The 25,812-nt window shown below is 73.8% G+C and carries 18 protein-coding genes; 9 read left to right on the top strand and 9 right to left on the bottom strand.

Going from position 1 to position 25,812, the window contains the following annotated elements; genetic code table 11:
• Positions 1 to 92: 92 nt before the first annotated feature.
• Together ACF06X_RS09695 and ACF06X_RS09700 are read right to left on the bottom strand one after the other, a co-directional pair.
• Positions 93 to 2,357, bottom strand: a complete 2,265-nt coding sequence (locus tag ACF06X_RS09695; protein WP_392286666.1) for an MMPL family transporter — start codon at positions 2,355 to 2,357, stop codon at positions 93 to 95.
• 126 nt (positions 2,358 to 2,483) lie between these two features.
• Positions 2,484 to 3,032: a DUF1707 and FHA domain-containing protein gene (locus ACF06X_RS09700; protein WP_392286667.1), complete on the bottom strand. Its 549-nt coding sequence runs from the start codon at positions 3,030 to 3,032 to the stop codon at positions 2,484 to 2,486.
• Between the two features lie 252 nt (positions 3,033 to 3,284).
• On the opposite strand from ACF06X_RS09700, the gene treZ reads away from it, so the two are divergent.
• Positions 3,285 to 5,036 carry a malto-oligosyltrehalose trehalohydrolase gene (gene treZ, locus ACF06X_RS09705; RefSeq protein WP_392286668.1) on the top strand — a complete coding sequence of 584 codons (1,752 nt, stop codon included), beginning with the start codon at positions 3,285 to 3,287 and terminating at the stop codon, positions 5,034 to 5,036.
• Positions 5,037 to 5,094: 58 nt separating this feature from the next.
• Here the strand turns inward: treZ and ACF06X_RS09710 are convergent, their stop codons facing one another.
• The 4 genes from ACF06X_RS09710 to ACF06X_RS09725 form a co-directional block, all read right to left on the bottom strand.
• On the bottom strand, positions 5,095 to 6,228 hold the full coding sequence (locus tag ACF06X_RS09710) for an aminopeptidase P family protein (RefSeq protein WP_392286669.1): 1,134 nt from the start codon (positions 6,226 to 6,228) through the stop codon (positions 5,095 to 5,097).
• A 56-nt stretch (positions 6,229 to 6,284) separates the two neighbouring features.
• Positions 6,285 to 7,280 (bottom strand): hypothetical protein, encoded by a 996-nt coding sequence (locus ACF06X_RS09715; RefSeq protein WP_392286670.1) that lies wholly within the window; start codon positions 7,278 to 7,280, stop codon positions 6,285 to 6,287.
• Between the two features lie 200 nt (positions 7,281 to 7,480).
• Positions 7,481 to 8,386, bottom strand: a complete 906-nt coding sequence (locus ACF06X_RS09720) for a poly-gamma-glutamate hydrolase family protein (RefSeq protein ID WP_392286671.1) — start codon at positions 8,384 to 8,386, stop codon at positions 7,481 to 7,483.
• Between the two features lie 44 nt (positions 8,387 to 8,430).
• Entirely contained in the window at positions 8,431 to 9,057 is a 627-nt protein-coding gene (locus ACF06X_RS09725; RefSeq protein WP_392286672.1) for a nucleoside/nucleotide kinase family protein, read from the bottom strand.
• 217 nt (positions 9,058 to 9,274) lie between these two features.
• On the opposite strand from ACF06X_RS09725, the gene ACF06X_RS09730 reads away from it, so the two are divergent.
• From ACF06X_RS09730 to ACF06X_RS09750, 5 genes are all read left to right on the top strand, one after another.
• Positions 9,275 to 9,700 carry a VOC family protein gene (locus ACF06X_RS09730; protein ID WP_392286673.1) on the top strand — a complete coding sequence of 142 codons (426 nt, stop codon included), beginning with the start codon at positions 9,275 to 9,277 and terminating at the stop codon, positions 9,698 to 9,700.
• 245 nt (positions 9,701 to 9,945) lie between these two features.
• Positions 9,946 to 11,208: a hypothetical protein gene (locus ACF06X_RS09735; RefSeq protein ID WP_392286674.1), complete on the top strand. Its 1,263-nt coding sequence runs from the start codon at positions 9,946 to 9,948 to the stop codon at positions 11,206 to 11,208.
• A gap of 90 nt (positions 11,209 to 11,298) precedes the next feature.
• Positions 11,299 to 12,384 (top strand): hypothetical protein, encoded by a 1,086-nt coding sequence (locus tag ACF06X_RS09740; RefSeq protein WP_392286675.1) that lies wholly within the window; start codon positions 11,299 to 11,301, stop codon positions 12,382 to 12,384.
• Positions 12,381 to 13,412, top strand: a complete 1,032-nt coding sequence (locus ACF06X_RS09745) for a hypothetical protein (protein WP_392286676.1) — start codon at positions 12,381 to 12,383, stop codon at positions 13,410 to 13,412. The genes ACF06X_RS09740 and ACF06X_RS09745 overlap by 4 nt, the downstream gene beginning before the upstream one ends.
• A gap of 27 nt (positions 13,413 to 13,439) precedes the next feature.
• Positions 13,440 to 15,935, top strand: coding sequence for a hypothetical protein (locus ACF06X_RS09750; protein ID WP_392286677.1), 2,496 nt, complete (start codon positions 13,440 to 13,442; stop codon positions 15,933 to 15,935).
• Here the strand turns inward: ACF06X_RS09750 and ACF06X_RS09755 are convergent.
• The 3 genes from ACF06X_RS09755 to fxsA all read right to left on the bottom strand — a co-directional run bounded on the left by ACF06X_RS09755 (position 15,910) and on the right by fxsA (position 21,291).
• A complete protein-coding gene (locus ACF06X_RS09755; RefSeq protein ID WP_392286678.1) occupies positions 15,910 to 16,974 on the bottom strand; it encodes a hypothetical protein in 1,065 nt (354 codons plus the stop codon). The genes ACF06X_RS09750 and ACF06X_RS09755 overlap by 26 nt on opposite strands.
• A gap of 173 nt (positions 16,975 to 17,147) precedes the next feature.
• Positions 17,148 to 20,897: an FxSxx-COOH system tetratricopeptide repeat protein gene (fxsT, locus tag ACF06X_RS09760; RefSeq protein ID WP_392286679.1), complete on the bottom strand. Its 3,750-nt coding sequence runs from the start codon at positions 20,895 to 20,897 to the stop codon at positions 17,148 to 17,150.
• A gap of 166 nt (positions 20,898 to 21,063) precedes the next feature.
• Positions 21,064 to 21,291 carry an FxSxx-COOH cyclophane-containing RiPP peptide gene (gene fxsA / locus ACF06X_RS09765; protein ID WP_392286680.1) on the bottom strand — a complete coding sequence of 76 codons (228 nt, stop codon included), beginning with the start codon at positions 21,289 to 21,291 and terminating at the stop codon, positions 21,064 to 21,066.
• A gap of 251 nt (positions 21,292 to 21,542) precedes the next feature.
• On the opposite strand from fxsA, the gene ACF06X_RS09770 reads away from it, so the two are divergent.
• The 3 genes from ACF06X_RS09770 (at position 21,543) to ACF06X_RS09780 (ending at position 25,800) form a co-directional block, all read left to right on the top strand.
• Positions 21,543 to 22,790 carry an FxsB family cyclophane-forming radical SAM/SPASM peptide maturase gene (locus ACF06X_RS09770; RefSeq protein WP_392286681.1) on the top strand — a complete coding sequence of 416 codons (1,248 nt, stop codon included), beginning with the start codon at positions 21,543 to 21,545 and terminating at the stop codon, positions 22,788 to 22,790.
• Positions 22,787 to 24,118 carry an aKG-HExxH-type peptide beta-hydroxylase gene (locus ACF06X_RS09775; protein WP_392286682.1) on the top strand — a complete coding sequence of 444 codons (1,332 nt, stop codon included), beginning with the start codon at positions 22,787 to 22,789 and terminating at the stop codon, positions 24,116 to 24,118. Before ACF06X_RS09770 ends, ACF06X_RS09775 begins: the two co-directional genes overlap by 4 nt.
• A gap of 335 nt (positions 24,119 to 24,453) precedes the next feature.
• Positions 24,454 to 25,800, top strand: a complete 1,347-nt coding sequence (locus ACF06X_RS09780) for a hypothetical protein (RefSeq protein WP_392286683.1) — start codon at positions 24,454 to 24,456, stop codon at positions 25,798 to 25,800.
• Positions 25,801 to 25,812 lie beyond the last annotated feature (12 nt).

Consider the following 25,812-nt stretch of genomic DNA (forward strand, 5'->3'; position numbering starts at 1 on the left):
CGCCCCCTGTCGTTTCGGCTGAGGCTGCGCGTGCCGAGACACCCGGGCACGCGTCTCCCCACCCCACCACCGCCCCGTTCCCCCCGCAGCCCTCATACCGCCGAACGGGTGAATTCCTGAGCTCTCGGACGGGGGGCCGAGGGGTGGGCCGGCCACCAGGTGCGGTCGCCCAGGAGGGACATCGCCGAGGGGAGGATCACCGCGCGGAGGACGATCGCGTCGAAGAGGACGGCGACCGTCAGGCCCACGGCGATCTGCTTCATCTCGATGCGGTCGATGAAGAGGAAGCTGACGAAGACCGACACCATGATCACCGCCGCGCTGGTCACCACGCTCGCCGAGCCGGCGATCCCGTCGACCACCGCCTCGCGCGTCGGCACCCCGCGCCGCACCGCCTCCCGGATCCGGCTGACCACGAAGATCTGGTAGTCGGTGGAGAGCCCGACCAGGATGGCGAAGACCATCAGCGGCGTGCGGGAGCCGACGAAGCCCAGCGACTCGAAGCCGAGCAGCCCCTCCGCCCAGGTCCCCTGGAAGACGAGGGTGAGCACGCCCCAGGAGACCAGCACCGCCGCCAGGTTGAGCAGCATGCCGAGCGCCGCCGCCACGAGCGAGCGGAACGCCGCGTACATGACCGCCAGTGTGGCGAGCGAGACGAAGAGGATCACCCAGGGCAGGCGCCGTTCCTGATGGGCCGCGTAGTCCGCGCCGGCCGCGATCTCCCCGGAGACCGCCCACTCCGTCGCGGGCGCACCGGACGCCCCGGATGTCCCGGCGGCGGACGCTCCGGCGACGGCCGCGGGCAGCAGCCGCTCCCGCACCCGCTCCAGGGAGCGGCTCGCCTCCGCCGAGTTCGCCGCGTACGGGACGGGCAGCGCCAGCAGCGCCGTGCGCCCGTCCTCCGCGATCCGCACCACCGGCGCCCGGTCCTGGGCGAAGAGCGCGTCCCCCCGCGTGGCCTCCGCCAGCCTGCGCAGCGGCGCGGCCGGGTCCTCTCCCCGTACGAGAACGAGATGCGCGGGCCCCTCCGAGGGGAAGGCGGCCACGAGCCGGTCGTACGCGGCGACGGCCGGAACGCTGTCCGGGAAGGTCTCCTTGCCCTCCGTGCCGAGCCTCATGGAGAGCGCGGGCGCGGCGAGCGCGACCGTCACGACGAGTCCGGCGACCAGCGCGAGAAGCGGCCGGCGCACGACGGGCCGCAGCACCGCGGCCCACATCCGCCCCTCGGCCCGCCGCCCCCTTCGACGGGCGAACCGGCCGCCGTCCATCCGGTGCCCGAGGAGCGCGAGCAGAGCGGGCAGAACGGTCAGCGAACCGCCCACGGCGACCAGCGTGACCAGGATCGCCCCGGTGGCGATGGAGGAGAAGACGACGTCCCCGACGAGGTACAGGCCGGCGAGCGCGAGCGCGACGGCGAGGCCGGAGTCGACGACGGCCCGTCCCGAGGTCGCGGCGGCCAGTTCGACGGCCCGGACGTGGGAGATCGTGGAGCCGGAGCGCTCGCGCTCCTCGCGGGCCCGCTTGAGGTAGAAGAGCGAGTAGTCGACGCCGACGGCCATGCCCATCATGAAGATGACGCTCAGCGCCGCGCCTCCCGCGTCCGGGAAGACCCAGGACGCCAGCCCGTACAGGCCGACCGCGCCGACGAAGGCGAAGAGGGCGAGCAGGACGGGGATCCCGGCGGCGAGGACGGCGCCGAAGACGACGAGGAGGATCAGGAAGGTGACCGGGAGACTGATCATCTCGGTCCGTCCCAGCTCCTCGCCCTGCTTGTCGTTGACGGCGACGGAGATCGACGCGCTGCCCGTCTGCTCGATCAGCAGTCCGGGATGCGCCTGCTGGACGGCGGCGGTCTGCGCGAGCAGCGCTTCGACGTCCTGCTTCGCGGTCTCCTTGTCGCCGCGCAGGGTGACCGCGACCCGGACGGCATCGCCGTCCCGGGCGACGACCGGCTCCGCGACCGACTCGACGGCGGGCAGCGCCGCCATCCGCGCCCGGATCTCGGCCGCGGCGGCCTCGGCCTCGCCCTCGCCCTCGGCCTCCGAGCCGACCGCCGCCCCGCCTCCGCCCCCGCCCCCGCCCCCGCCCGGGCCCGCGCGCTCGATCAACACCTGCTCGACCGGCGGCGGCGTGAGCCCGCTGTCCGACGCCATGGCCTCCGCCCGCCCGGCCTCACCGACCCAGAAGTCCGCGAACGACCCCTTGTTGGTCCCCGCCGCCGCCCCCGCGCCGACGCAGAGCGCGAGCAGGAGCACCCATCCGGCGATCGCCTTCCAGGGGTGGGTGGCGCACCACTGCGCCGTGCGGACCGTGACCGGCACTCTGCTGACCGGGGACTGCTGACCTGTGCTTCTCATGCCGGTCAGCCTCCCGTCGGAGGCGCCGCGCGGTCACTGGTGGACTCCGGTGTACGAGAGGGGGGTTACCCCCACCCGTAAGGGAAAGCCCTGAAATCCCTGAACGCCCTCACGGACGGGGAGACTTCAGCGCAGCGAGAGCCGGAAGGACATCTGGCCGAACCCGACCATGTCGCCCTCCCGGACCGCCACCGCGCCCGTGACCCGGCGACCGTTCACGGTCGTGCCGTTGGTCGAGCCGAGGTCCCGCAGGACCCACAGGCCGCCCTGGAGGGAGAGTTCGGCGTGCACCCGGGAGACGGTCTCGTGGCTGAGCCGCAGTCCGTTCACCGGGTCGCGGCCGATCCGCAGCGGGTACGGGCCCGGTTCGGGCAGGAGCAGCTTCGGCAGCCGCTCGGCCCGCCAGGCACGTCCGACCTTGGCCGTGAACGCCGACATCTTCTCGACCGCGCCGACCACCCGCCGGGTCCACGTGGACTCGGTCCGCAGATCGGCGGTGAGGAGGGCGAGTTCGTCCGGCCGGCGCGCGATGAGCGCCCGCTCCATCCGGAACAGGAAGGTGTCGTGCGAGAGCCGGCCCTGCGCGGCACCCTCACGGAGCAGCACCAGCGCACGGTCCCGCTCGGCGTCGGTGAGCCGAGCGGAGTGCGTGGAGAACTCGAAAGGCGTCGTCACATCCGTGATTGTCGGCCCGAGGGGCCGGAAGTGTCCAGAACGGGGCCCGTACCAGGTATGTGGCCGGCCGCCACCGGGTACGTGACCTGGCCGGGACGAGTACGTGACGAGGTACGTGACGAGATAGGTGACCTGGCGGGACGACGTACATGACCTGGCCGGGACGAGGTACGTGACGCGCCGGGCGGCGGCGGCGCCCGGCTGCCAGGATGGACGCCGTAGTCGTTGGCCCATCGACGAGGGGATCGGCCGGTGCTGTTCGAGGTGTGGGCTCCGCAGGCCCGTGACCGGGTGTCGCTGGAACTGAACGGGGCCGGGCACCCGCTGGAGCGGGACGCCGAGCGCCCCGGCTGGTGGACCGGCGTGGCGCCGGCCCGGGACGGCGACCGGTACGGCTTCTCCCTGGACGGCGGCCCCGTGCTGCCCGACCCCCGCTCCCGGCGCCAGCCCGACGGACCGGACGGCCTGAGCGCGGTCGTCGACCACGACGCCTTCGTCTGGTTCAACGAACCCCCACGGCTCCGCCTGCGCGCCGGAGTCCTGTACGAACTGCACGTGGGGACCTTCACCCGCGACGGAACCCTGGACGCGGCGGCGGAGCGGCTGGGCGACCTGGCGGGCCTCGGCATCACCCATGTGGAGCTGATGCCGCTCTGTCCTTTCCCGGGGAAGTGGGGCTGGGGGTACGACGGCGTCGCGCCCTGGGCGGTCCATGAGCCGTACGGCGGTCCCACGGCCCTCAAGCGTTTCGTCGACACGGCGCACGGGCTCGGGATGGGGGTGATCCTGGACGTGGTCCACAACCACCTCGGCCCGTCCGGGAACCACCTGCCGGCCTTCGGCCCGTACTTCACCGACACCCACCACACGCCGTGGGGCGCGGCGGTGAACCTGGACGCGCCGGGCTCCGACGAGGTCCGCGCCTATCTGCTGGGCAGCGCGCTCGCCTGGCTGCGGGACTACCGGATCGACGGGCTCCGCCTCGACGCGGTGCACGCCCTCGCGGACACCCGGGCGCTGACGTTCCTGGAGGAGCTGTCGGAGGCCGTCGACGAGCTGGCCAGGGAGCAGGGCCGTCAGCACTTCCTGATCGCCGAGTCGGATCTCGCCGATCCCCGGACGACCAGACCGCGCCCGGCGGGCGGTCTGGGCCTGCACGCCCAGTGGAACGACGACTTCCACCATGCCCTGCACACGGCGCTCACCGGGGAGTCCCAGGGCTACTACGCCGACTTCGCCCGGGCCCCGCTGGCCGCGCTCGCCAAGACGCTGACCCGGGTCTTCTTCCACGACGGTACGTTCTCGAGCTTCCGGGGCCGTTCCCACGGCCGCCCGGTGGACCGGGTCCGCACGCCTGCGCACCGCTTCCTCGGCTACGCCCAGACGCACGACCAGATCGGCAACCGGGCGCTCGGCGACCGGCTCTCGGCGACGCTCTCCCCCGGGCTGCTCGCCTGCGCGGCGACGCTGGTCCTGACCGCCCCCTCGGTCCCGATGCTCTTCATGGGCGAGGAGTGGGGGGCGACGACGCCCTGGCAGTACTTCACCGACCACACGGACCCGGAGCTGGCGGAGGCGGTACGGCAGGGCAGGCGGCGGGAGTTCGCGGAGCACGGCTGGGCGGAGGAGGACATTCCGGACCCGCAGGACCCGGCCACCCGGGACCGCTCGGTCCTGGACCGCTCCGAGCGCGAACGCCCCCCGCACAACCGGCTGCTGGCCTGGCACCGGGAGCTGATCGCGCTGCGCCGGACGCTGCCGGACCTGACCGACCCGGATCTGGCGGCGGTGCGGGTCGCCTTCGACGAGGACGCCCGCTGGCTGGCCCTCCGCCGCGGAGTGGTCCGGGTCGCGGTCAACCTCGGCAAGGAGCCGACGGAGATCGCCCTCGGCACGAACGGCCGCGACCGGGTCCTCGCCGCCTGGGAGCCGGTCGAGCCCCCGGGCCGTGACGGCCTGCTGCGCCTGCCGGCGGAGTGCGCGGTGATCCTGACGGACGGGTGACATGACGGTCGGGTGACGTGACGGTCGGGACCGGCCTGCGGCGGCTACGGCGGGGGCTTCATTCCACGATCGCCATCTCCCGCGGGGTGTTGTTGAACCGCCGGCCCCCGCCGTCCTCCGTCGCCGTCACGATGTCCTCGATGCGGACGCCGAAGCGGCCCGGCAGGTACACGCCCGGCTCGATGGAGAAGCACATGCCGGGCACGATCGGCCGCTCCTCGCCCTCGATCATGTACGGAGGTTCGTGGGTCGTGACCCCGATGCCGTGGCCCGTGCGGTGGATGAAGTACGCGCCGTAGCCCGCGTCCGTGATCACCTTGCGTGCGGCCCGGTCCACCTCCTGGCAGGCCACGCCCGGCCGGACCGCCTCGAAGCCGGCCTGCTGCGCCTCGCGGACCAGGTCGTGGACGCGCCGCTCCTCGTCCGTGGGTTCGCCGACGTGGACGGTACGGGTGGTGTCGGAGCCGTAACCGTCCTTGAGGCCGCCGAAGTCGAGGACCACCATGTCCCCGCGCTCGATGACCCGCTCCCCCGCCTCGTGGTGCGGGTTGGCGCCGTTGGGCCCGGAGCCGACGACGGTGAAGTCGACCTGGGAGTGGCCGAAGCGCATCAGCGCGGCCGCGAGGTCGGCCGCCACCTCCGTCTCCCTGCGGCCCTCGAAGCGGACCGTGAGGATCTCCCGGTACGCCTCGTCGGCGGCCGCCCCGGCGGCGGCGATCCGCTCCAGCTCGCGGGCGTCCTTGACGGCCCGGAGCATCGGCAGCGCCTCGGTCAGCGAGACGTACGACGTGGCAGGCAGCGCCTTCTGGAGGCCGAGGAGGTGCAGGGCCCAGGTGTTGTCGCTGACGCCGAACCGCCCACCGGTGTCGAGGAGGGGGGCGGTGACGGCGTACGGGTCCTTGCCGTCGGTCCAGTCCCGCAGGGTGAGCGCGGCGGCGCCCGGGGCCCGCTCGGCGTCCGGGGCCTCCAGCGTCGGGACGACGAGGACCGGTTCCCGGCCGGGGGCGAGGACGAGGACGGTGAGCCGCTCGGTGGTCGCGGTCGGCTGATAGCCGGTCAGGTGGACCAGGTCGGGGCCGGGGGCGACGAGGATGCCGGCGAGTCCGGCGTCGGCCGCCGCGGCGGCGGCGCGGTCCATCCTGGCCCGGTAGTCCTCGGCGGTGAAGGGGGCGGGTGGGGTGCTGGTGGACATGGGTCTCCTCCTCGACGTACAGCATCCTGCCGGTGTCGGGGACGGGCCGCGACCCCTCAGCGCCGGTCCGGCCCCGACCCCGACCCCCTCCCCGGTCCCGGTCCCGGTCCCTGGGCGATGAGCCGTTCGAGCAGCGCCTGGAAGTCGTCGCCGACGACGATCCGCAGCTCCCCGCCGTCCTCGTCGCGCTCGCTGAGCTGGGTGAGCGTGCCGTCGCGCCACCAGAAGACGTACGGGCTGATGGCGCCGGGGGTGTCCTCGTAGCCGGAGGCGGCGAACGAGGCCATCGCGCCGAGCGCGGGGACGATCGTGGTGTCCCGGATCGGGTGGAAGGCGAGCTGGTGGCGGAACGGCAGGGCGACCAGGGCCCCGTGCTCGCCGAGCGGCCGGCCCGTGACCCGCCGTACCACCGCGTCCAGGTCGAGGACGCGGCTCGCGGTGTAGAAGGAGTCGCCGAGGATCACCTCGAAGCACATGCCGTCGGCGTCCCGCACCGTCTCGTGGCCCTCGACCGGCAGCCCGCGCAGGTTGTCCAGCGCCCGGTCGCGCAGCCGCTTGAGGTCGCCGAGGGGTTCCAGGGCCTCGTCGGTGAGCATCATGACGCTCTCCGGCAGGTCGAGGGCGAGGATCTCGTACAGTCCGGGCGCGACGGACCTGGCGTAGCCGAAGGTCCCGGGGTCGATGCCCTCGCCGCTGACCACGCGGGGGTAGAGCTGGGAGCGGATCTGCTCGGCCGGGAGCGTGTCGAGCGCGGAGGGGCCGTCCATGGTGCGCAGGACCAGGCCGACGTGGCGGCGGACGATCTGGGGCCAGACGCGCGGTCCGCGCCGGTCGTTGTGGCAGACGGCGGCGAGGTTGCCGAGCCCGAACTGGCGCCCGGCGTCGTCGCGGACGTAGTCGGCGTAGACGGTGACTTCCAGGCCGAGTTCGGCGAACGACTCTCTGACGAGGCTGCGGAAGAGGGCCGCCTCGCGCTCGGAGAAGTAGGCGAACTCGGGATCCCTGGGGACCTCGTCGCCGTCCCGCCTGGGCCCTCGCCGGAACAACCCCACGTGCGCCGCCTTCCGTCGCCGTTGCGTCGTCGTCGTGCGGTCCAGCGTAGCGAGAGCCCGGCGGGGCGCGGCAGGTCGGGCGGTCGCACCGGCTCGGGCGGTACGACCCCGGCTCGGGCCCGGGCGGTGCGACCCGGGCGGTGCGGCTCCGGCTCCGGCTCCGGCCCCGGCTCCGGCGAGTTCGTGCGGCCCGGCCTCGCCTACAGCGAGTCGAGGCCCCGCTCGTGGCGGTCGACGGCCTCGCGTACGGCTCCGACGAACCCGTTCCAGAAGTGCGCCTGGTTCGCGGTTCCCACGCCGGCGGTCGTCCTGCGGGCGGAGGCGCTGCTGAAGTCGCCGAACATCGCCCTGCGCAGTTCGGTGGAGATCTCCAGCTGGGCGCCGGCTCCGGTGCGGGTGCGGTTGACGATGTTCGCCGGGTCGTCGCCGTTCAGGGGGCTGTTGACGCCCGCGATGAGCACCGTCACGTCCAGCGCGCTGTTGCTGTTCCCGGTCTTGAGCCCGTGCGCGGCGAAGGCCGCCCCGAGGTTCCGCATCAGCCGCTGGTCCCGGCCGCCGATGAGTATCTGCTTGGCCGGGGTGCCCGCGTCCGGGGCGAAGCCGTGCAGGGAGACGGCGTACATGTTGTTGCCGCAGACGGCGAGGGCGGCGGGGTCGTCGCAGTGGGTGGAGGTGACGTGGAGCGCGCTGGAGGACGCGAGCCCCTCGAACATCCAGTAGTCGCGCTGCGGCACTCCGGTCTCCGCCACCGGGTCCGTGCCGGCCCCGACCCGGCTGTAGCCCGCGAGGGTGAGGCACAGCTCGCTGGTGCCCGCCTCGATACCGCCGCCGTGCGGGGCGATGACCGCCGTGCTGCGGACCGGGTCGCTGGTGGCGCTGACGTTGTCGAAGAGCTCGGCCCGGGGGTGGGTGCGGAAGCGCCGCATCCAGTGGGTGCCTTCCTGGTACTCGCTGCTGCTGTAGAGCGCCGAGTTGGAGGGGAAGTTGTCCGCGGTGGTGGCTGCGGCGGCGGTGGAGCCGTTCCCGGCGAGGTCGTTGAGCAGCGGCAGCGTGGCGGCCGCGGCGGCCACAGAGGTCAGGAGGGTGCGTCGGCTGGTGAGATTCATGCGCTGATCATCGCCGACGCCCGCCCGACGGCTCCGGGCGGGTATCAGCTCATCCGGACGACGAGGTGGGCGCGGTCGCGGCCGCGCGCGACGAGCCGGGCGTTCGCCTCGTCGGAGTCCCGGACCCAGCGCTCGGCGTGGGCCCGGTCCTTGCCGAAACGGACATGGCGTTCGACGAGCCGTGGCACCCGGCGCCGGTCGTCCAGTTCGAGGTACCACGCCTCGTCGAGGAGCGGCAGGACGCCGGCCCAGGGGCCCTCGTCGTGCAGCAGGTAGTTGCCCTCGGTGACGACGAGCGGGATGTCCGCCGGGACGGGTATCGCCCCCGCGACGGGCTCCTCCAGGGCGCGGTCGAAGGCGGGGGCGTAGACGGTGGTGCGGGGTTCGGGGGTACGGAGGCGGGCGAGGAGCGCGGTGTATCCGGCGGCGTCGAAGGTGTCCGGGGCGCCCTTGCGCCCGGCGCGGCCGAGCCGGACCAGCTCGCTCTGGGCCAGGTGGAAGCCGTCCATGGGCACGAGCGCGGCGCGTCCGTCGAGGCGGGCGACGAGCCGGGCCGCCAGGGTGGACTTCCCGGCTCCGGGCGCGCCGGCGATGCCCAGGATCCGGCGCCGGCCGGGGACGGCGAGGAGCAGGGCGCGGGCGGTGAGCTCGGCGAGCGGCTGGGCGTCCATGCGGGGATTCTCCCACCGCGCCCGCGCCGGACCGGCTCCGTCCGCGAGGGGCCAGCTCTGTTCGACCCGCGCTGTCCGCCACGGGCCAGCTCGGTCCGACCCGGACCGCTCCGTCACCACGGCCCCGCTCCGTCCGGCCCGCGCTGTCCGGCCCGCGCTGTCCGGCCCGGACCCGCTCCGTTTGACACGGACTAGTTGTACGTATGACGTTGGGCCCATGTCCTCCCTCGCTCTTGTCGCCCTCGTCGTCCGTGACTACGACGAGGCCATCGCCTTCTACACCGACGCCCTCGGCTTCGACCTGGTCGAGGACACCGACCGGGGCGACGGCAGCCGCTGGGTGGTCGTCCGCCCGCCCGCCGGTCCCGGCGCCGCCACCACCGCCACCGCCGGCACGGGGCTGCTGCTCGCCCGCGCGAAGAACGGTGCCCAGGAGTCCCGCGTGGGTGACCAGACGGGCGGCCGGGTCGGCTTCTTCCTCCACACCGACGACTTCGCGCGCGACCACGCCCGGATGACCGCGGCCGGGGTGCGCTTCCTGGAGGAGCCGCGCCACGAACCGTACGGCTCGGTCGCCGTCTTCGAGGACCTGTACGGCAACCGCTGGGACCTGCTCCAGCCGGTGTCGCCGGAGAACGGGTGAACTCCTCGACACACCACGGACAGCGTGTTCGGCCGGGCCCCCGGCAGGGCATCCTCACGACAGGAGCGCCCCACTCACACAGGTGAGCGAAAAGGCCAACTGCCGTACGAGAGGCTGGAGTCCGGCTTCCGACGCACCGTCCTGGGCCCCTACGATTCATCTGTCCCCCGGTGCCGGACGGCCGCGGGGCCACTTCGACACGTTGGTACGTCGGCACGTCGGCACGTCAGGGGGAGGAAGACGCGGTGGCGACATCCGGACGCGCCCGGACCTGGCGGCTTCCCGCGTCGGTCCCCGGCGTCATGGCCGGCGCGGCCGGCACGCTGCTCCTCGGCCTCGCGGTCGGCCTGGTGGCCGATCCGCACGCGCTGGTCGGCACCGGCGGTTATCTCTTCGGCGCGGGCCTCCTCCTCGCCGTCGGCCTGTACGGCAGCACGTACTCGATGGATCTCACGGCGCTGCGCGCGGACGTGTCCGGGGTGGTCGCGGCCGTGACGCTCGGGGTCTTCCTGAAGGCCTCGCTCATCGCGGGCGTGATGGTGCTGTCCTTCGGGCGGCCGGAGTACGTGGTGCTCGGCATCGCGGTGGCGCAGATCGATCCGCTCTCCGTCGCCGCGCTGGGCAGGAGCGGACGCATGTCGCCGCGCGCCCGGTCGCTTCTGACGGCATGGGCGTCTTTCGACGATCCGATGACGGTACTGCTGACGCTGTACGTCGCCGCCTACGCCCATACGGCGGCGGGGCACGCGGGCGCACCGGCGATCGCGGGCGACGGCGCGCGCGGTTACGCGACCGGGCTCGCGCTGAACGCCGCGCTGCTGGCGGGCGTGGTCCTGCTGTGGTGGGCCGGGCGGCGGGTGGCGGCCTCGGCGGCGGCGTCGGCATCGGTGGCCCGTGCGTCGTGGTTCCGGCACGCCGGGAGGGTCCTGACGGGGGCGCTCGTGGTGGCGATGCTGGTGCTCGCCGCGGCGGACATGCTGATGCTCGCGGTGGCGGTGGCCGGTCTCGTCGTCCGTTCGGCGGTGCTCGACAAGGCGGTCGACCGGGCCGTCACGGTCGCCTACCTGGCCGCGTTCCTGGCGCTCGGCCTCTTCCTCGCGCAGGGTGTGGCGCTGCTGCCGGGCGTCGTCCTCGGTCTGGCGGCGTTCGGCGCGCAGGCGGTGGTGGCGCTGGGTGTGATGCCGCTGTTCGTGCGGGGCCTGGAGCGGCGGGACAGGATCGCGCTCGGGCTCGGGCAGCAGAACGGCATCACCGCCGTTCTCATCGCGCTCGCCCTGGAGCGCGACTTCCCCGGCACGGTCGCGACCGTCGGTCCCGCCGTCATCACCGTCAATCTGCTGCACGCCACGTCGCAGGCGCTCCTGGCGCGGCGCCCCGCCCCGGGGGAACCCGGCGCCGCCGAGGAGCGTCCCCCGGGAGGATGCGACCAGCCGGCGGCACGCGTGACACCGGCGAGCGGAGGCCCCTTGCCGAAGGGCCCGTTGACGGAACGGCGCTCGCCCGCCTGAGCGGAGGCGGTACGAACGGTAGGCAGGACACGAAGGGACGTCGACGCACGGCGGAGACCCGGCCTGGGGCGGCCGGACGGGGAGGGGCGCATGAGTCACAGAACGAGACACGGCACGGCGCCGACACCGCCCGCCGTCGGGCCGGGCCCCGCCACCACAGCGGTGCCGGCACCCCCCGGCCGCCGGGCGGGCCCCGGAACTGCCGCCACGGCGACGGCCGCGCCGTCCGGCCGCCGGCCGAAGGGCAAGGTCGCCGCCACAGCGGGCAGGACCTCGGCAGGGGCCGGCCCGGCCGGTCGCAGGAGGAAAATCCCGGCCGCCGCGGCGGTGGTCGCGCTGTTCGCCGTCGCCGCGCCGGCGTTCGTGCTGCTCGTCGACGCCCCGCCGGCGTTCGCCGCGCCCCCCGGTTCCAAGGAGCGTGACGTCCAGCTCGTGTACTGCCTCGACTCCGCGCACCGCGAGGACCTCGTCACTGCCGCCGTACGCCTCGGCCTGCTACGGCCCGACGTGTCGACCCCGGACAGCGTCATGCCGACCGCGCCCGTCGGGCGCATGAGCCCGGAGGCGTGGGCGGTGCGCCACGAGGGCGACTTCTCACGTGCCTGTTCCGCGCTCATGGCGGCCGCCGCCGACGCGCCCGGCGCCTCGGCCGAGAAGAAGGAGGACGGCTGGTTCGAGGCGTTCCTGACCTCGCTGCCGCTTCTCGCGGTGGGCGCGCTGCTCACCCTCGGCGGGCAGATGTCGGAGCGTCTCTCCTCCGAACGGCGCCTTCTCAAGCAGCAGTTGGACGCGGGTGCGACGGCCTTCCGGACGGCCGCCCGCGCCTATCTGACGGCGTACGAAGCGGATCCCCACGCGGACCACACCCCCGTCGCGGGCGCACGTGAGACTCTGCTCGGCGCCCTCGCGCAGGTCGGCGGGCCCGGTGCGCGGCGCGAGCGGGCCCAGTCGCTCGCCGACGGGCTGCCCCTGGCGCAGCCCCTCCCTGGCGCCCGCGCCGGCACCCTGCTCGGTACGGCGGCCCGCGCCCGCGACGCGCAGGAGGTGCGGCGGTCGGTGGAACGGGAGCTGCGCGCCGTCGCCGAGCTCAAAGGCCGCGCGCTGTACTGGAGATGGCGTACCGTCCGCGCGCGTCCGACCCGCCCGACCCGCCCGACCCCCGAGGCGGCGCCATGACGATCCCGGCCCAGCACAATCCGTACGGCGTCTTCGTGCCGAGAAGCAGACAGAGCCTGCCCCACGCCCCCGCCCGGCCGATGGACGACCACCCACTCGTTCCGTGGGACGACACCAGCCACATCGAGCAGTGGGTGGACGTCGATCACGCCCAGGAGCAGCTGGACGTCTTCCGGCTCTGTCTGGACCGGCTGCCGGAGCTGGTCAACGACGGCGTGGACCACGGCCGTCTGGTGGTGGTGACGGGCCCGGCCGGCATGGGCAAGACGACGCTCATCCACCGGTGCGTCCACGAAGCACGCCAGTACATCGCCCAGTTGGCCCCGCAGGCGGAGGGCGAGCCCGCGCCCCTGACGGACGTCGTGGCGATGGCGGCCGGTTACGACAACAACGGCAGGGCCATCAGCACGGACGAGAACGGCGACTTCGCCTCGACTCCGGCGATCAACTCCACCATCCGGGACAAGGTCGTCGCCGCCCTGGGCAGGCACTTCGCCAACCTCGACCCGGCGATCTCCCAGGAGGCCCCGGCCAAGGCGTTCAGCGCGATCAGCACCCTGCTGTTCCGGCAGGACGCGCTGCTCTTCGTGATCGTGCCCCACATCGACTGGCGGGACGCCGGTGTGCGGACCAAGTTCCTCAAGACCTGTCTGAAACACGCGCAGAGCAGGATCGTCCTGTTCGTCGAGATCAGTCACGGGGCGGACGAGTCCGCGGACGAGGTGGTGAGGGAGCTCCTGCCGCACCCGGCCGTCACCCACCTCGCCCTCAAGAACCTCAGGGGAGAGGACAGGGTGCGGTTCAGCCGGAGCGCGCGCTCGGACCACCCCGACCCCGACGGCACGCTCCTGAACGGCTGGGAACCGGCGGACGTACGGGAGCTGCGGCAGGTCTACCACGCGACGGCCGAACGTCTCATACGCGAGGGCAGACCGGTCCGCATCACCGCCGAAGAGCTGAGCGAGCACACAGGAGGCGTGGATTTGGCCACCCTGGGACGTGACCTGCCGCCGGCCCACCACCCCTGACCGCACCGACCACCGAGGAGTGCCGTCGTGGCCCCAGACAGCGGAGAGATCTGGCACAGCAACCCCTTCCCCCTGACCCCTGTCGTGCGCCTCGGCCCCTCCGCCGACCTCGGGGACGTGCCCGTCGAGGCGGCGGACTCGGGCAACGCGACGATCCTGACGCCGACCCTCGACGAGCTGCGTCACCTGGTCGGCGACTATCTCGCCACGCCGGCCGCCGGTGGCCGGCGCGGCCGGGCGATCGCGCTGGTCGGCGAGTTCGGCCTGGGCAAGAGCCACGCGCTGCGCGAGGTGTACGCGACGCTCGGTGCCCGCCCGGACGCCCCGGCGACCTGGATCGTGGACGAGCCCGCGGAGGACATGGGCGGGATGTACCGGGACCGGCTGCGCGGCCCCGGCGACACGCCTCAGGGCCGGCGCGCCTTCGAGGAACTGGTCAGGGACTACTACGCGTACGTGACCGCGAACCGGGTCGGCGCGCAGGGCAGCGACCCACGCCTGGGCGCGCTCGACGGGATCGCGGCGGGGCTGCGGGACCGCAGCCTCGACCCGGACAAGGTGGTCTCCGCGCTGCGTTACGACCCCGAGGTGATCCACGCGGACCTGCGCGGCACGCTGGGCGAGGTGACGGAGCACCGCCGGTTCGCCACCGCGCTCGCGCTGCTCCAGGAGCCGCCGTTCACCCGGATGGTGTGGGAGTGGCTGACCGGCGGCGAGCCCGCCGAGCCGCTGCGCGAGCGCGGCATCACGGCGGCCATCGGTCCCTCGGCGGGCCACGGCGGGCAGCAGCACCCGGCGGGCGGCATCGACCGGGTCTTCGACGCACTGGCGGTGCAGGGCTTTCTGCACGGCCGGGTGGGCAGCCCGTACGCGCTGCTGATGGACTCCCTGGAGAAGGTCCTGGAGTGGCCGGAGGCGACCAGACGCCCCTTCGTGGACGCCTTCGAACGCCTCGTCAACATCTACGTCAGCCGGGGTGGCCTGCTGGTCTTCTGCGTCTCGCCGCAAGGGCTGCGGGCACTACGGCCGAGCGTCCACGAACGGATCGTCCAACTGTGGCCCACCGGCTTCGACGAGCGTCTCACCGGTCAACTGGTCTCCGCGTACGTGGGGACGAGCCGCGGCGGCGGCACGAGCCGGGACGGCAGGACGAGCCGGGGCGGCGGGGCCGACCATGACGGCCGGACGAGCCGGGACGGCAGGACCGACCGTGACGCGAGGACGAGCCGTGACGGCCGGACCGGCCCGGACGGCGCGACCGGCCCCGAGCGCCCCGAGCGCCCCGAGCGCGCCGAGGCGGCTCCCGAGCGGTCCTCGGGCCCGTTCTCGGCCGAGGCGCTGCGGCTGCTGCACGAGCTGACCGAGGGTGTGCCCCGCGAGGTGCTCAAGACCTGCCGGCAAGCCTGGCAGCTCAGTGCCGAGCCGGGCGGGGCGGTACGGAACGTGTCCGCCGCGGCCGTGCTGCGGGCGGTGCGCGACCTGCACGAGAAGGTGTCCCGGGAGCAGGTCGTCTCGGATGTGCAGGAGGCCCTCAACCTCGGGCAGTGGCGCATCGCCTCCCACCAGCCGGTCCCGGCCCGCCTGTCGTCCCCGCCGGGCGCCCCGGAGGAGGTGCGGTACTGGCTCTCCCCCGCCCCGAACGCGTACCTCGCGGTGATCCTCACCCGCTCGGTCCTCGTCGCCGACGACGCGGAGCGGATCGCCGCCCAGGTGCACGGTCTGCGCAGCGCGGTGCGTCCGGGGTGGTGCGAGGCGCTGCTCGTGGTCAACGGCCATGTGTCGCGGCCCATGCGGGACCGTCTTGGCCGCTCCATCGGCTCACGGCCGCTGGTGTACCGGCAGACCACCGACTTCCCGCGCCAGGTGCACGAGGCGCTGCGGCAGCTGTCCGGCCGGGTCGCCGAGGGCCGGCGCGAGGAGGGTCTGGTCCAGCTCGGCGAGCGCATGCGCCGCGATCTGGAGCAGCAGACGGTCCAGCTCGCCGAACTGAGCCGGACGGTGGCCACGATGACCTCGGCCGGCCGGGGCGTCGGCCCGCCCTCGTACCGGCAGCCGACCACGTCCGTCCACGGTGAGCCCTTACCGGAGGCCGAGGTCCCCGCCGAGCGGGAGGCGGCCGCGGAGAGCCTTCCGGTGGCGGTACGGCGCCGGTTCCAGGAGGCCCTCACGGTCCTGGACACGGTCACCCGGCGCGTGGCCGGGCTGACCATGAGACGGCGCTCGACCGCGACGCCGGCCGAGCTGGGCGTTCTGGGCTGCGCCACGCTCGTACGGACGCTGACGGAGGAGTTCCGGGGCGCCGTGGTGGTCTGGCACGGCGCCGCGCTCCCGGGTGCGCCGAGTGAGCAGCAATGGCGCGAACTGCGACGGATCTGCCGGGAGTACGAACGGGCGGTGGAGGTGCTGCCGGTGCACCTCCTGGGCAGCGCGGGCCCCCCTCACCCGCGGACCGCGGCCCGTACGGTCGAGGTGCTGGCGGAGGAGGTGTGGTCCACGCTCAGCTCGACGGCTGTGCCGGGGTGACCCCGCGCAGGGCGCTCGCGAGCCGGTTCAGCCGGATGTCGGCGTTGCGGACCTGGGTCTGGTCGAGGGTGACACCGATGAGGAACTCGCGGGCCGAGGTCCACACGACGTACACCGCGCCCTCCTGCACGTCCAGGACCAGCCGGTCGAGCGGTGGCCGGCCGTCCTCGGCCGGGGCGACGAGGTGGAGCGCGTCGGTGAGCCGGACGAGGTGCCCGCGCAGGCCCCGGGAGAGGTCCCGGTAGGCGGTGCGCCTGCTGCGTACGCTGACGTCGATGAAGCGGGGCCCGAGGTCGGGCGCGTCGAAGACGTCCCCGGCGCACACCAGGGTCAGGTCGCGGTAGTAGCCGGCGTACTGCAGGTCGGTGGTGTTGACGTGCTGGCGCCAGAGGGCGCGCAGCCGCTCCTCGTACGCGGGGTCCGGTGCGGCGGCCGTACCGAAGTCGACGCGCGGCGCGGCGCCCCCGGCGTCGGTGCCTGGCGCGCCGAGCGAGACGGAGCGCGAGGCGGAGACAGGGGTGAGGCCGGGGCGGGGCTCGGCAGAGACGTCACCGCCGGGCAGTTCGTCGGGCAGGCTGTGCACGTCCGTACGGATCCGGGTGACCAGCCGGTTCATGGCGGCGTCCACGGCGTCGACGGACGCGCCGCTGTCGGTGAGCGCGGCGAGGTACTCACCCGGCTTCACGCGCCCGCCCCACAAGCCGCCCTGCCCGTTGGCGACGACGGTGCGCATCAGCTCGCCGGTGCCCAGGGGGCGCAGGAGCGCGCCGAGGTCCTGGGCGCACAGCAGCAGCCGGCTGCCCGGCAGGGACTCGTCCTGCCGTTCGTCGCCCGTCTCGGCGACCATGCTGCTGAGGGGAGGACGGTCGGTGCGGCCGACGACGAAGTCGAGGATGCCGTTGCTGTAGTGGGACAGCGACCGCATCCCCGGTTCCGAGGCGACCGCCTCTTCGCACAACTGGGTTATGCGACCGTGCCGTTCGGGAGACCAGTGGTGCTCGGTGAGGGTCTCGGTGCGATGCGGTGCGGGGGCTGCCACGTACGCTCGCCTTTCGCTGGACGGTCTCGTGTCGTCCGCCGGGGGTCGTCCTGCGACCGTGTCCGTCGTCCGGCTCTGTCCGTCTTCCGTCTGTCTGTCGTATGTCTTCCGTCAGTCTTCGGTCTGCCTACGGTCAGTCTTCGGCCTCTCGTGGCCGGTGTCTGTATTCCTTCTTACAGTCCCGGAAGCTCCAGGTCGATGTCGAAGCCCGACGGAGGGACCGCGATGTCGCTTCCGGTCAGCCGGGCGTGGTGCGCCTTCACCCGCCGTCCGTCGGGGCGGTCGGCGATGCCCAGGTCGCGCATCCGGTCCAGGGCACTGCGCGCCAACTCCACGGCCTCCTCGGTCCGGCCGTCGGCCGCGAGGGTCGCGGCCAGGGAGTTCTCGGCCGCGGCGACCCACGGGTGGGCGCGGCCGAGTTTGTGACCGAGGCGGTCGAGCGCCCACCGGCCCGCCACTTCGGCGCGCTGCAGGTCGCCGGTCGCCCGCAGGTACACGCCGTGGCGGACGTCGCTGAGCGCGGTGTACGGATGGCCCGTGCCGAACCGTTCCCCGAGGATCTTCCCGCACTGCCGCGCCTGCAGTTCGGCCTCGTCCGCCTTGCCGAGGGCGTGCAGGTCGGCGGCGTAACTGAACTGGCAGCGCAGGGTGTCGAGCCGGTCGGCACCGAAGCGGCTGATGTACTCCCGCAGGGTCCGCAGGTCGCGCTCGTGCGCCATCTCGAAGCCGTAACGCGGGTCCCTGGCCGCGGGGAAGCCGTCGGCGAGGCGGCGCTCGCTGACGGCCAGGCCGACCTCGGTCCGCAGCCGCGCCGCGTCCCAGGCGTCGCCGTGCCGGCGCAGGCGCTGGCGCAGCAGGTCGCGGGATTCGCCGTCGCGGCCGGTCGCGCGGTAGAGGTGGGCCAGGAGGTCGGCGGAGCTCCAGGCGACCGGGTCGTCCTTGCCTCCGACGGCCTGGCGGTAGCGGAAGCGCTCCTCGACCCGGCCGAGGGCGGCGGTGACGCGTCCGGTGAGGGCCTCGGTGAGGGCGAGGTTGCGCTCGACCTGGATGGTGGCGGGGTGCTTCCAGCCGAGCAGCAGGGTGAGCCCTTCCACGGCGGGCCTGATCTGCATCAGGGCGTCCTCGAAGCGGCCGAGCGCGCGCAGGGTCGCGGCGTGCGAGTCGGCGGAGAGCAGGGTGCGCGGGTGGGTGAGGCCGAGGAGCCTGCGGTGGCCGCGCAGGGCGGCCTGGGACAGTTCGCGGGACTGCTCGTACGCGCCGCCGAGGCGGTGGGCGCGGGCGGTGAGGTTGAGCAGGCGCAGGTATTCGGGCGTCGGCTCGTCGCCGTCGTCGTCGCCGGCCCATTCCCGGCGGGCCTCCTCGGCGATGGCGAGGAGGCGGGCGAGGTCGGCGCTCTCGCCGCGGGAGGCGAGCGCGTTCAGGTGCCGCAGCAGTGAGCGGCGCACCCGGGGCCGGGTGTCCTCCCACAGGCGCAGCGAGTTGACCTCGCGGGCCCAGTCGGGCGGCAGGTCCTCGTCTCGTGGCCCGTACTCGGCGAGGACACCGCGCAGCACCGACTCGACGTGCCGCCGCTCCTCGGGGTCCATCCCGTCGCGGATCAGGTCGCGCAGCGCGTGGTGCTGCCCCAGCGGCTGCTCCTTGTGGTCGAAGTCGACCTCCAGGAGTCCCACTTGGGCGAGCGACCACAGGGCGACGCTCACCATGTGCTCGTCGGGGAGCTGGACGTCGTCGGGATGGCGGGGCCGGGGGCGGGCGTCGGCGCCTGGGCCTGGACCCGGGCCTGTGGGATCGGGCCCCGCCGAGTCGTCGCGGGCCAGTTCGGACAGGATGCGGCGCGAGAGCAGCAGCTCGAGGCCCATGCCGCGGCCGGTGAGCAGGGAGGCGGCGTTGAGGAGCCAGCCCAGGGCGTCGTGCGCGGGGCTCTCGGCGCGCCACGCGGCCGCCCCCGGGGTGGTGGCGGCGAACTGGCGGGCGACGCGGACCATGACGGCGACGGGCGGTGCGGCGTCCGCCTCGCCGAGGATCTCGGTCTTGCCGGTGCGGTACGCGGCGAGCAGGTCGCCGACGGCCGCGCGGACGGCGGTCTCCTGGCTCATGTGGTCGTCGCGGCGGTGGGCGGCGGCCCGTGCGGCGAGGCAGTGGGCGGCGAGGCGGAGGGCGAGCGGAACGAAGTCCACCGTGCTGCCGACCTGTTGGGCCTGCTCCTCGGTGAGCTCGGGCACGTGTTCGCCAAGCAGCGCGACGCACTCGGCGGGCTCCATGGGCCGCATGGCACAGCCCGCCAGGTGCGGCGGTACGGCGTCGGGCGGCGTCTCCGCAGGCGCGACCCGGCTGGTGATCAGCAGGTGGCCGCGCTCGTGCGGGACGGGCAGCAGGCCGTCCAGGTCGGCGGGGTCCGCCACACCGTCGTAGACGATCAGCCAGCTGGTGGCGGAGTCGCCGGGCCGCGAGAGGCGGGTCAGGAGCGGGGAGAGGTCACCGTCGGCGGCGACCGTGCCCAGCCGGTCCCCGGTGGCGCCGAGGCGGGCCGCGAGCCGGGTCATCCCCCGGCGCATGCGCTGCGGCTCCCAGGCGCGCACCCACCACACCACGTCGTATCCGGCGCCGTAGCGGTGGCACAGCTCGCGGGCGGTCTCGCTCTTGCCCCAGCCGCTGGGTCCGTGCAGGACCAGGCCGGCGCCGCCGCGGGCGGCCTCCCGCAGCTTCTCCTCAAGGGTGGTGAGCAGGTCGTCGCGGTCGACGAAACCACCGCCGCGCGGCGCGATGTTGGTGGTCTCGGGCAGGCGTGGGAAGCGGGTGTCCGCGGTGTGCTCGCGGGGGCCCGCCGGACCGAGCCCCAGTCCGTTGTAGAGGCGCCGCAGCGCCTCGTCCTCGGTGGGGACGCGCAGGTCGATCAGTTCGTGGTGCGCCGCCTCGGCGTTCGGGAAGGCCTCGTCGACCAGGACGATCCGTACGTCGGTGTGGGAGAGGGTGCCGATCTGGGCGAGGAGCGTGTCGTCGCCGTCGCCGGGCGAGAGGAAGAGCAGGGCCGTGCCGGGCTCGGGGCGCCATCCGGTGTACGTGTCGGCCCGGCGCAGCTCGATCCGGAGGTTCTTCTCCGCCAGCCGGTCGCGCAGCCAGGCCGCCCACAGGACGTGCCGGCCGGAGTGCACGACGGTGACGCCGTCGAGCCGCGCGGGGCGGCGCTCCCGCAGCCAGTCGGCGAGCCGCTCGTAGTACGGGCGCAGGCCGGCGACGGTGCCGGCGTCCTCGGTCTCGACGGCGAGGCTGCGGCTGTCGAGGTAGAGCGGGTTGTACGGGATCTCCAGGAAGGGGAACTCGCGCTCGCCGAGGGTCCGGGCGAGCGCGGAGAACTTGCGGCGGGCCCGCTCACGGCTCTCGCGCAGCCGGTCGCGCACGCCGACGTCGCTCTTGAGCCCGAGGGTCAGCAGCCGTACCGGCCGCCCGGTGCGGCGGGCGGACAGGTCCTCGGCGAGGGCGGCGGCACCATCGATGGACCAGGCCGTCAGCGCGAAGCAGATGACGACCGCGTCGGCGAACTCCATCAGCCCGCCGTGCTCCACGGCGCCGGGCGCCTCGGGCACGGGCGCCTCGATCAGGACATGGTCGTAGCGAGCCGCCATGGGGTCGTCGCCGATGGCGGCGAGCAGGTCGGGGGTGGGGGCGGCCACGGCGGCGACCTGTCCCGCCACGGGTTCGGGCACCGTGACGCCGACGGCGGTCGCGGTCGCGGTCGTGCTCGCGCTCACGGGGTCGTCGCGCCGCCGGGCACGGGGCCGGCCGTCGACGAGCAGGACACTGCGGTTCCCCTCGGCGAGGATGTCCGCCGCGTTGCGCAGGGTGGTGCTCAGGCCGAGGTTCTCCGAGGTGGTGAAGAAGACGGCGAACGAACCTGCGCGGTCCAGGGTGTTGGCGTCCGGCATGACCTCTCCGCTCGGCGAGGTGGCGGCAAATAAAGGTGGACATAACAGACATGCGGGGAGGTCAGTATAGGACCCGCCCGGTCCCAGGCCGGCCCCGCCGGACTCGCGTCGCCCACGTCGCTCGCGTCGCCCACGTCGCTCGCGTCGCCCACGTCGCTCGCGTCACTCACGCGCTCTCCGTGTGCCCGGTGACGAACGGGTCGCCCGCCGCGCAACTGTCACGCACCCGGCGCAGCACGCCACCGAGCACCGAGTCGGGAAGGGCCGCGACCTCGTCGAGAGCGAGCCCGGCGAGGTCGAGGACGACGGATTCCGCGTCGGCGGAATGCGCGTCGGCGGAATCCGCGTCGGGCCCCGGAGAGACCGGGGTTGCGGCGCCCTCGGCAACTGCCATGGTGTCCACTCCGTGGGGTCGCAGGGGGGTGGGACCGGGAGACCGGTGTCCCTCCCAGCCTAGCGCCGCCCCCTCCGAACACGGCAGTCGGCGGACCTCCCGAACCGCCCCAACTTCGTTGGCATGGCCATCCGTTGGCTCATTCATGATATTGACGGCCGACGCACCGCAACCGAATACTGGGCGAACGGAGTGGGCCCGGTCCCGATGCTGCTCGACGGATCGCCGGCACACGCTTTCAGGGGGAGCGGATGAGCCGACCGCCACTGCGCCATGGCGAGCCGCCCTGGCCGAGCTCCACGGACGTGGTGACACGTGAGCGGGCGGGCTGGGTGCCGTATCCGCTCCACTCCTTCGTCCTCAAGGTGCACAGCCGCTGCGACCTGGCCTGCGACTACTGCTACATGTACCGCTCGGCGGACCAGGGTTGGCGCGCCCAGCCCCGGACGATGGCCCCGGCCACCGTGGACCGGACGGCGCTGCGGATCGCCGAGCACCTGTCCGCGCACGGGCTGACCGAGGCGGGTGTCGTCCTCCACGGCGGGGAACCCCTCCTCGCCGGCGACGACGCGCTCGCCCGCACGGTCCGGACGCTGCGGGCGGCGGTCGGCCCCGGCGTGCGGCTGCGTTTCTCCCTCCAGACCAACGGCGTCCGCCTCACCGAGCGGCGGCTCGACCTCTGCGGCGAGCTGGGCGTCCGGATCGGGGTGAGCGTCGACGGCGGTCGCGCCGCCCACGACCGGCACCGGCGCGGCGCCGACGGGCGCGGCAGCCACGCACGGGTCCGCGCGGCCCTGCGGCTGCTCGCGGAGGAGCCGTACCGGCCGCTGTTCGCCGCCCTGCTGTGCACGATCGACCTGCGCAACGACCCGGTCCGGACGTACGAGGAGCTGCTCGTCCACCGCCCGCCCGCCGTCGACTTCCTGCTCCCGCTGGGGCACTGGCGCACCCCGCCGCCCGGCCTCGTCCCCGGCGCGCGCCGCACCCCGTACGCGGACTGGCTGTGGGCGGTCTTCGAGCGCTGGTACGGAGCGCCGTCGCGCGAGACGGGCGTACGCCTCCTCGACGACCTGATGGCCCTGCTGCTCGGCGCCGCGCCGCGGACCGAGGCGCTCGGCCTCTCCCCGGTGCGGTACGCGGTGGTGGAGACCGACGGCTCCCTCGCCCAGGACGACACCCTGCGCACCGCGTACGACGGCGCGGCCCGCACGGGCCTTGACGTGTGGCGCCACTCCTTCGACGAGCTGCTGCGCCACCCGGGCATCGCGGCGCGCCAATGGGGCGCCGACGCCCTGTGCGCGACCTGCCGGTCCTGCCCCCTCCACCGGGTGTGCGGCGGCGGCCACTACGCCAACCGTTACCGCCCCGACACGGGCTTCGCCAACCCGAGCGTCTACTGCGCGGACCTGACGGCGTTGATCGGCCGCGTCCGGGGCCGGCTGGCGGCGGACCTGGCGGACCTGAACCTGACCGCCGCGCTGTCGACGGAGCGAGCATGACGCCGCTGCCGCACCGCGTGCCGGGCGCGATGTTCGACGCGCTCGCCGCGGGCGGGGGTGGGGCCGAGGCCATGGGGCTGCTCGCGCGTGCCGAGCACAGCAGGCGGCTGGCCTGCCTGTACGCGGTGGTGACGGCCGCCCGCGAGGCGGGGGGCGCCGTGGCCGAAGCGGCGGAAGAGGCCTGGGAGTTGCTGGTCGCCACAGGTCGGGCGGAGCCGGATGCCGTGACGGCCGTCCTGACGCACCCGTCGGCGGGTCCCGCCCTGCTCGGCCTGCTCACCCGTCTGACCGGACGTTCCGGCGGGCAGGCCCCTCCCCTGCACCGGCTGACGGCGCTCGCCGCAGCGGCGGCGGTCCGCGCCCGGGTCCCCGCGCAGCTGCTGTGGCCGGCGCCGGGCCCCGTGGTGGCACTGCCGTCGCTCGGCCGGGCCCACTTCCCCGGCGCCCGCCCCGGCGCCCCCGTCGACCTGCGCGTCGACACAGACGGCCGCGCCCGCCTGACCGTCCCCGGCAGCGCCCCGGTCACGGTGCCGACAACCCCGGACCGCTGGCGCGCCCCACACCTCCTGACCACACTGGGCACCGGCGCGCCCCTACTGCTCGACACCCTGGACCCGGCGTCCTTCCCGAGCGCCTCGGGCCGCCCCGGCGAGCTGGCCGCGGACGAGGTCCGCGCGTGGGCCTCGGGTGCGCGGGGCGCATGCGCGCTGCTGCGCGCCGACCACCCGGACGTCCACGCGGAACTGGCCGCCGGCCCCCGCCTCCTCGTCCCCCTGACCGGCACCGGCCGCGGCAACGTCAGCGGCAGCAGCGCGGAGACCTTCGGCTGCATGGCGATGTCCCTGCCGCGGACCGCGTCCGTCTTCGCGGCGACGCTGGCGCACGAACTCCAGCACAACAAGTTCGCGGCCCTCCTCCACCTCTTCGACCTCTTCGAAGCGGACGGCGACGAACTCTTCTACGCCCCCTGGCGCCCAGACCCGCGCCCCCTCCTCGGCCTCTTCCACGGGGCGTACGCACACCTGGGAGTGGCCCGCTTCTGGGGCCGCCGCAGCGAGACGGAACCCGACCCCACCGAGCGCGCCGCCGCCCAGACCCGCTTCGCCCGCTGGCGCTCGGCCACCCACGAGGCAACCACGGTCCTCCTGACCTCCGGCCACCTCACCCCCCTCGGCCACCGCTTCGCCACCCACATGCTGAACTCCCTCGACACCCTGTGCCGCGTCCCCCTCCCCCCGTCAGCCCTCCGCCACGCGGAAGCCGCATCCCAAGCCCACCGCTCAGCCTGGAACACCACCCGAGGCAGCGCCCCGCCGCTCCCCGTCTAAGCTCGACGTTTAGCGTTTCAGGCCGAACAACGCTTCACCTACCCCGGAGGTCCCACCTCCGGCCGGCCTCCCCACCTCGCGGGAACATCTGGCTGGGCCACGGCCATCACCGGTATCTACTAGCTCCAGACCTCTGGCGCATCCAGCGAGCGGGCCGCCCTCTTGAAAGGGCGGCCCGCCCTCTGCCCACCGCCCCGCCTCCGGCGGCAGGCGCCGTTCCAAGCACAACGACCACGTCAAGCCGACCGCACACTGTGAAGGATTCCGTGAAAAGAGCAGCACGCCGTATAGCCACCCTGAGCGCCGCTACCGGTCTGCTGACCGTGGCAACCCTCGTGAACTCCACTCCGTCCATAGCCGAGGAGACCGTTCGGCTCTCCACGCAGGACCAGTCTGCTGCTCCCGGCACCGCTCCCCGCCTGGGCCCGAAGGTGGAGTCCGGGACCGCCGACGGCAAGACCGTGATCGCCTTCTCCACCAAGCCACTGACGGGCCCGCCCGGTGACGGTGCAGGAGTCCCGGCAGGGTTCATCGCGAACCGCAACGACTGCACGGAGGTAGCAGGGCTCGTCGCCGTCTACGTGTGCGGCCCCGCTGGTATGCGGCCACAATTCCTCATCCCCAACGACGCGGCAGACATGACAGCCGTCTACTGGGGCTTCGCGTACGTCCCCAGGGGCGGTGACCTCGCCGCCGGCATAGAGGCGGCCCGCACCGCCGGAGCCCGTCCCGCGGATGCTACTCACGGCAGCGCCGTCCTCACCGTCAAGACCGCCGCGCACGCCGCACTGAACACCGTCGACTTCGACCTGCCGGCACTCCCCGCCGGAGGCACGGCACCCCAGCAGCTCCGCGTCCACGCCAACGACGCCGGAAGGCTGCTCCTCCGCTTCGCCCTGGCCGAAGGGCAACTGACGCACACGCCCGAACCGATCAGCATCGGCAGCCTCACCACCGGCCCCGGAGCCACCTGCACGGTGACCGCGACCACACTGCTGTCCGCTCCTCCGAATCTCGTGTGCGACCTGCAGCCGGGTGACCACACCATCGGCTACGAACTGACCAGCCCCCAAAGCCAGTACGCCCTGAAGTTCCAGGCAATCACGCGCTACGGCATCTACGACTTCGGCTTCTACCACTCCGACGTGACCCAGACGAGCGCCCCCTTCGCCACACTCGGCAAAACCGTGCTCCCGCTTCACTCTGTCCTGGCCCGCGACAGCTCCGGTGCCCTGTGGTGGTACGACGGAACCGGCAACGCCACCACGCCCTTCTACAGCCGGGAGCAGATCGGCACCGGCTGGCAGGCCTACAACACACTCACCGCGCTCTCCCCGCACAAACAGGGCCCCTACTACCGCACCGACATCGAGCCGTCCGCCCTCACCCAGGGCCTGGGCGACGTCGTCGCCCGCGACGCCTCCGGCACCCTTTGGTACTACGACTACCAGTTCGTGAGCGGCAAGCCCTACGCGCCCCGCGTCAAGGCCGGCACCGGCTGGAACATCTACAACCAGCTCACCCTCGCCGGAGACCTCACCGACGACGGCAAGCCCGACGCCATCACCCGCGACAAGGCCGGGGACCTCTGGCTGTACAAGGGCACCGGCAACCCCACCACCCCCTTCGCCGCCCGTACCAAGGCCGGCACCGGCTGGAACATCTACAACCGGATCTTCTGACCCCGACCGTGG

Origin of the sequence: Streptomyces sp. NPDC015346 (assembly GCF_043078785.1) — a bacterium.
Lineage (GTDB): Bacteria > Actinomycetota > Actinomycetes > Streptomycetales > Streptomycetaceae > Streptomyces.

Bases quoted from the DNA above. Each gene is read 5' to 3' on its own strand.
- ACF06X_RS09775 (WP_392286682.1), top strand. From the start codon at position 22,787: ATGACGCCGCTGCCGCACCGCGTGCCGGGCGCGATGTTCGACGCGCTC.
- ACF06X_RS09745 (WP_392286676.1), top strand. From the start codon at position 12,381: ATGACGATCCCGGCCCAGCACAATCCGTACGGCGTCTTCGTGCCGAGA.
- ACF06X_RS09725 (WP_392286672.1), bottom strand. From the start codon at position 9,057: ATGGACGCCCAGCCGCTCGCCGAGCTCACCGCCCGCGCCCTGCTCCTC.
- ACF06X_RS09695 (WP_392286666.1), bottom strand. From the start codon at position 2,357: ATGAGAAGCACAGGTCAGCAGTCCCCGGTCAGCAGAGTGCCGGTCACG.
- ACF06X_RS09740 (WP_392286675.1), top strand. From the start codon at position 11,299: ATGAGTCACAGAACGAGACACGGCACGGCGCCGACACCGCCCGCCGTC.
- ACF06X_RS09770 (WP_392286681.1), top strand. From the start codon at position 21,543: ATGAGCCGACCGCCACTGCGCCATGGCGAGCCGCCCTGGCCGAGCTCC.
- ACF06X_RS09730 (WP_392286673.1), top strand. From the start codon at position 9,275: ATGTCCTCCCTCGCTCTTGTCGCCCTCGTCGTCCGTGACTACGACGAG.
- ACF06X_RS09710 (WP_392286669.1), bottom strand. From the start codon at position 6,228: ATGTCCACCAGCACCCCACCCGCCCCCTTCACCGCCGAGGACTACCGG.
- ACF06X_RS09720 (WP_392286671.1), bottom strand. From the start codon at position 8,386: ATGAATCTCACCAGCCGACGCACCCTCCTGACCTCTGTGGCCGCCGCG.
- fxsA (WP_392286680.1), bottom strand. From the start codon at position 21,291: ATGGCAGTTGCCGAGGGCGCCGCAACCCCGGTCTCTCCGGGGCCCGAC.
- fxsT (WP_392286679.1), bottom strand. From the start codon at position 20,897: ATGCCGGACGCCAACACCCTGGACCGCGCAGGTTCGTTCGCCGTCTTC.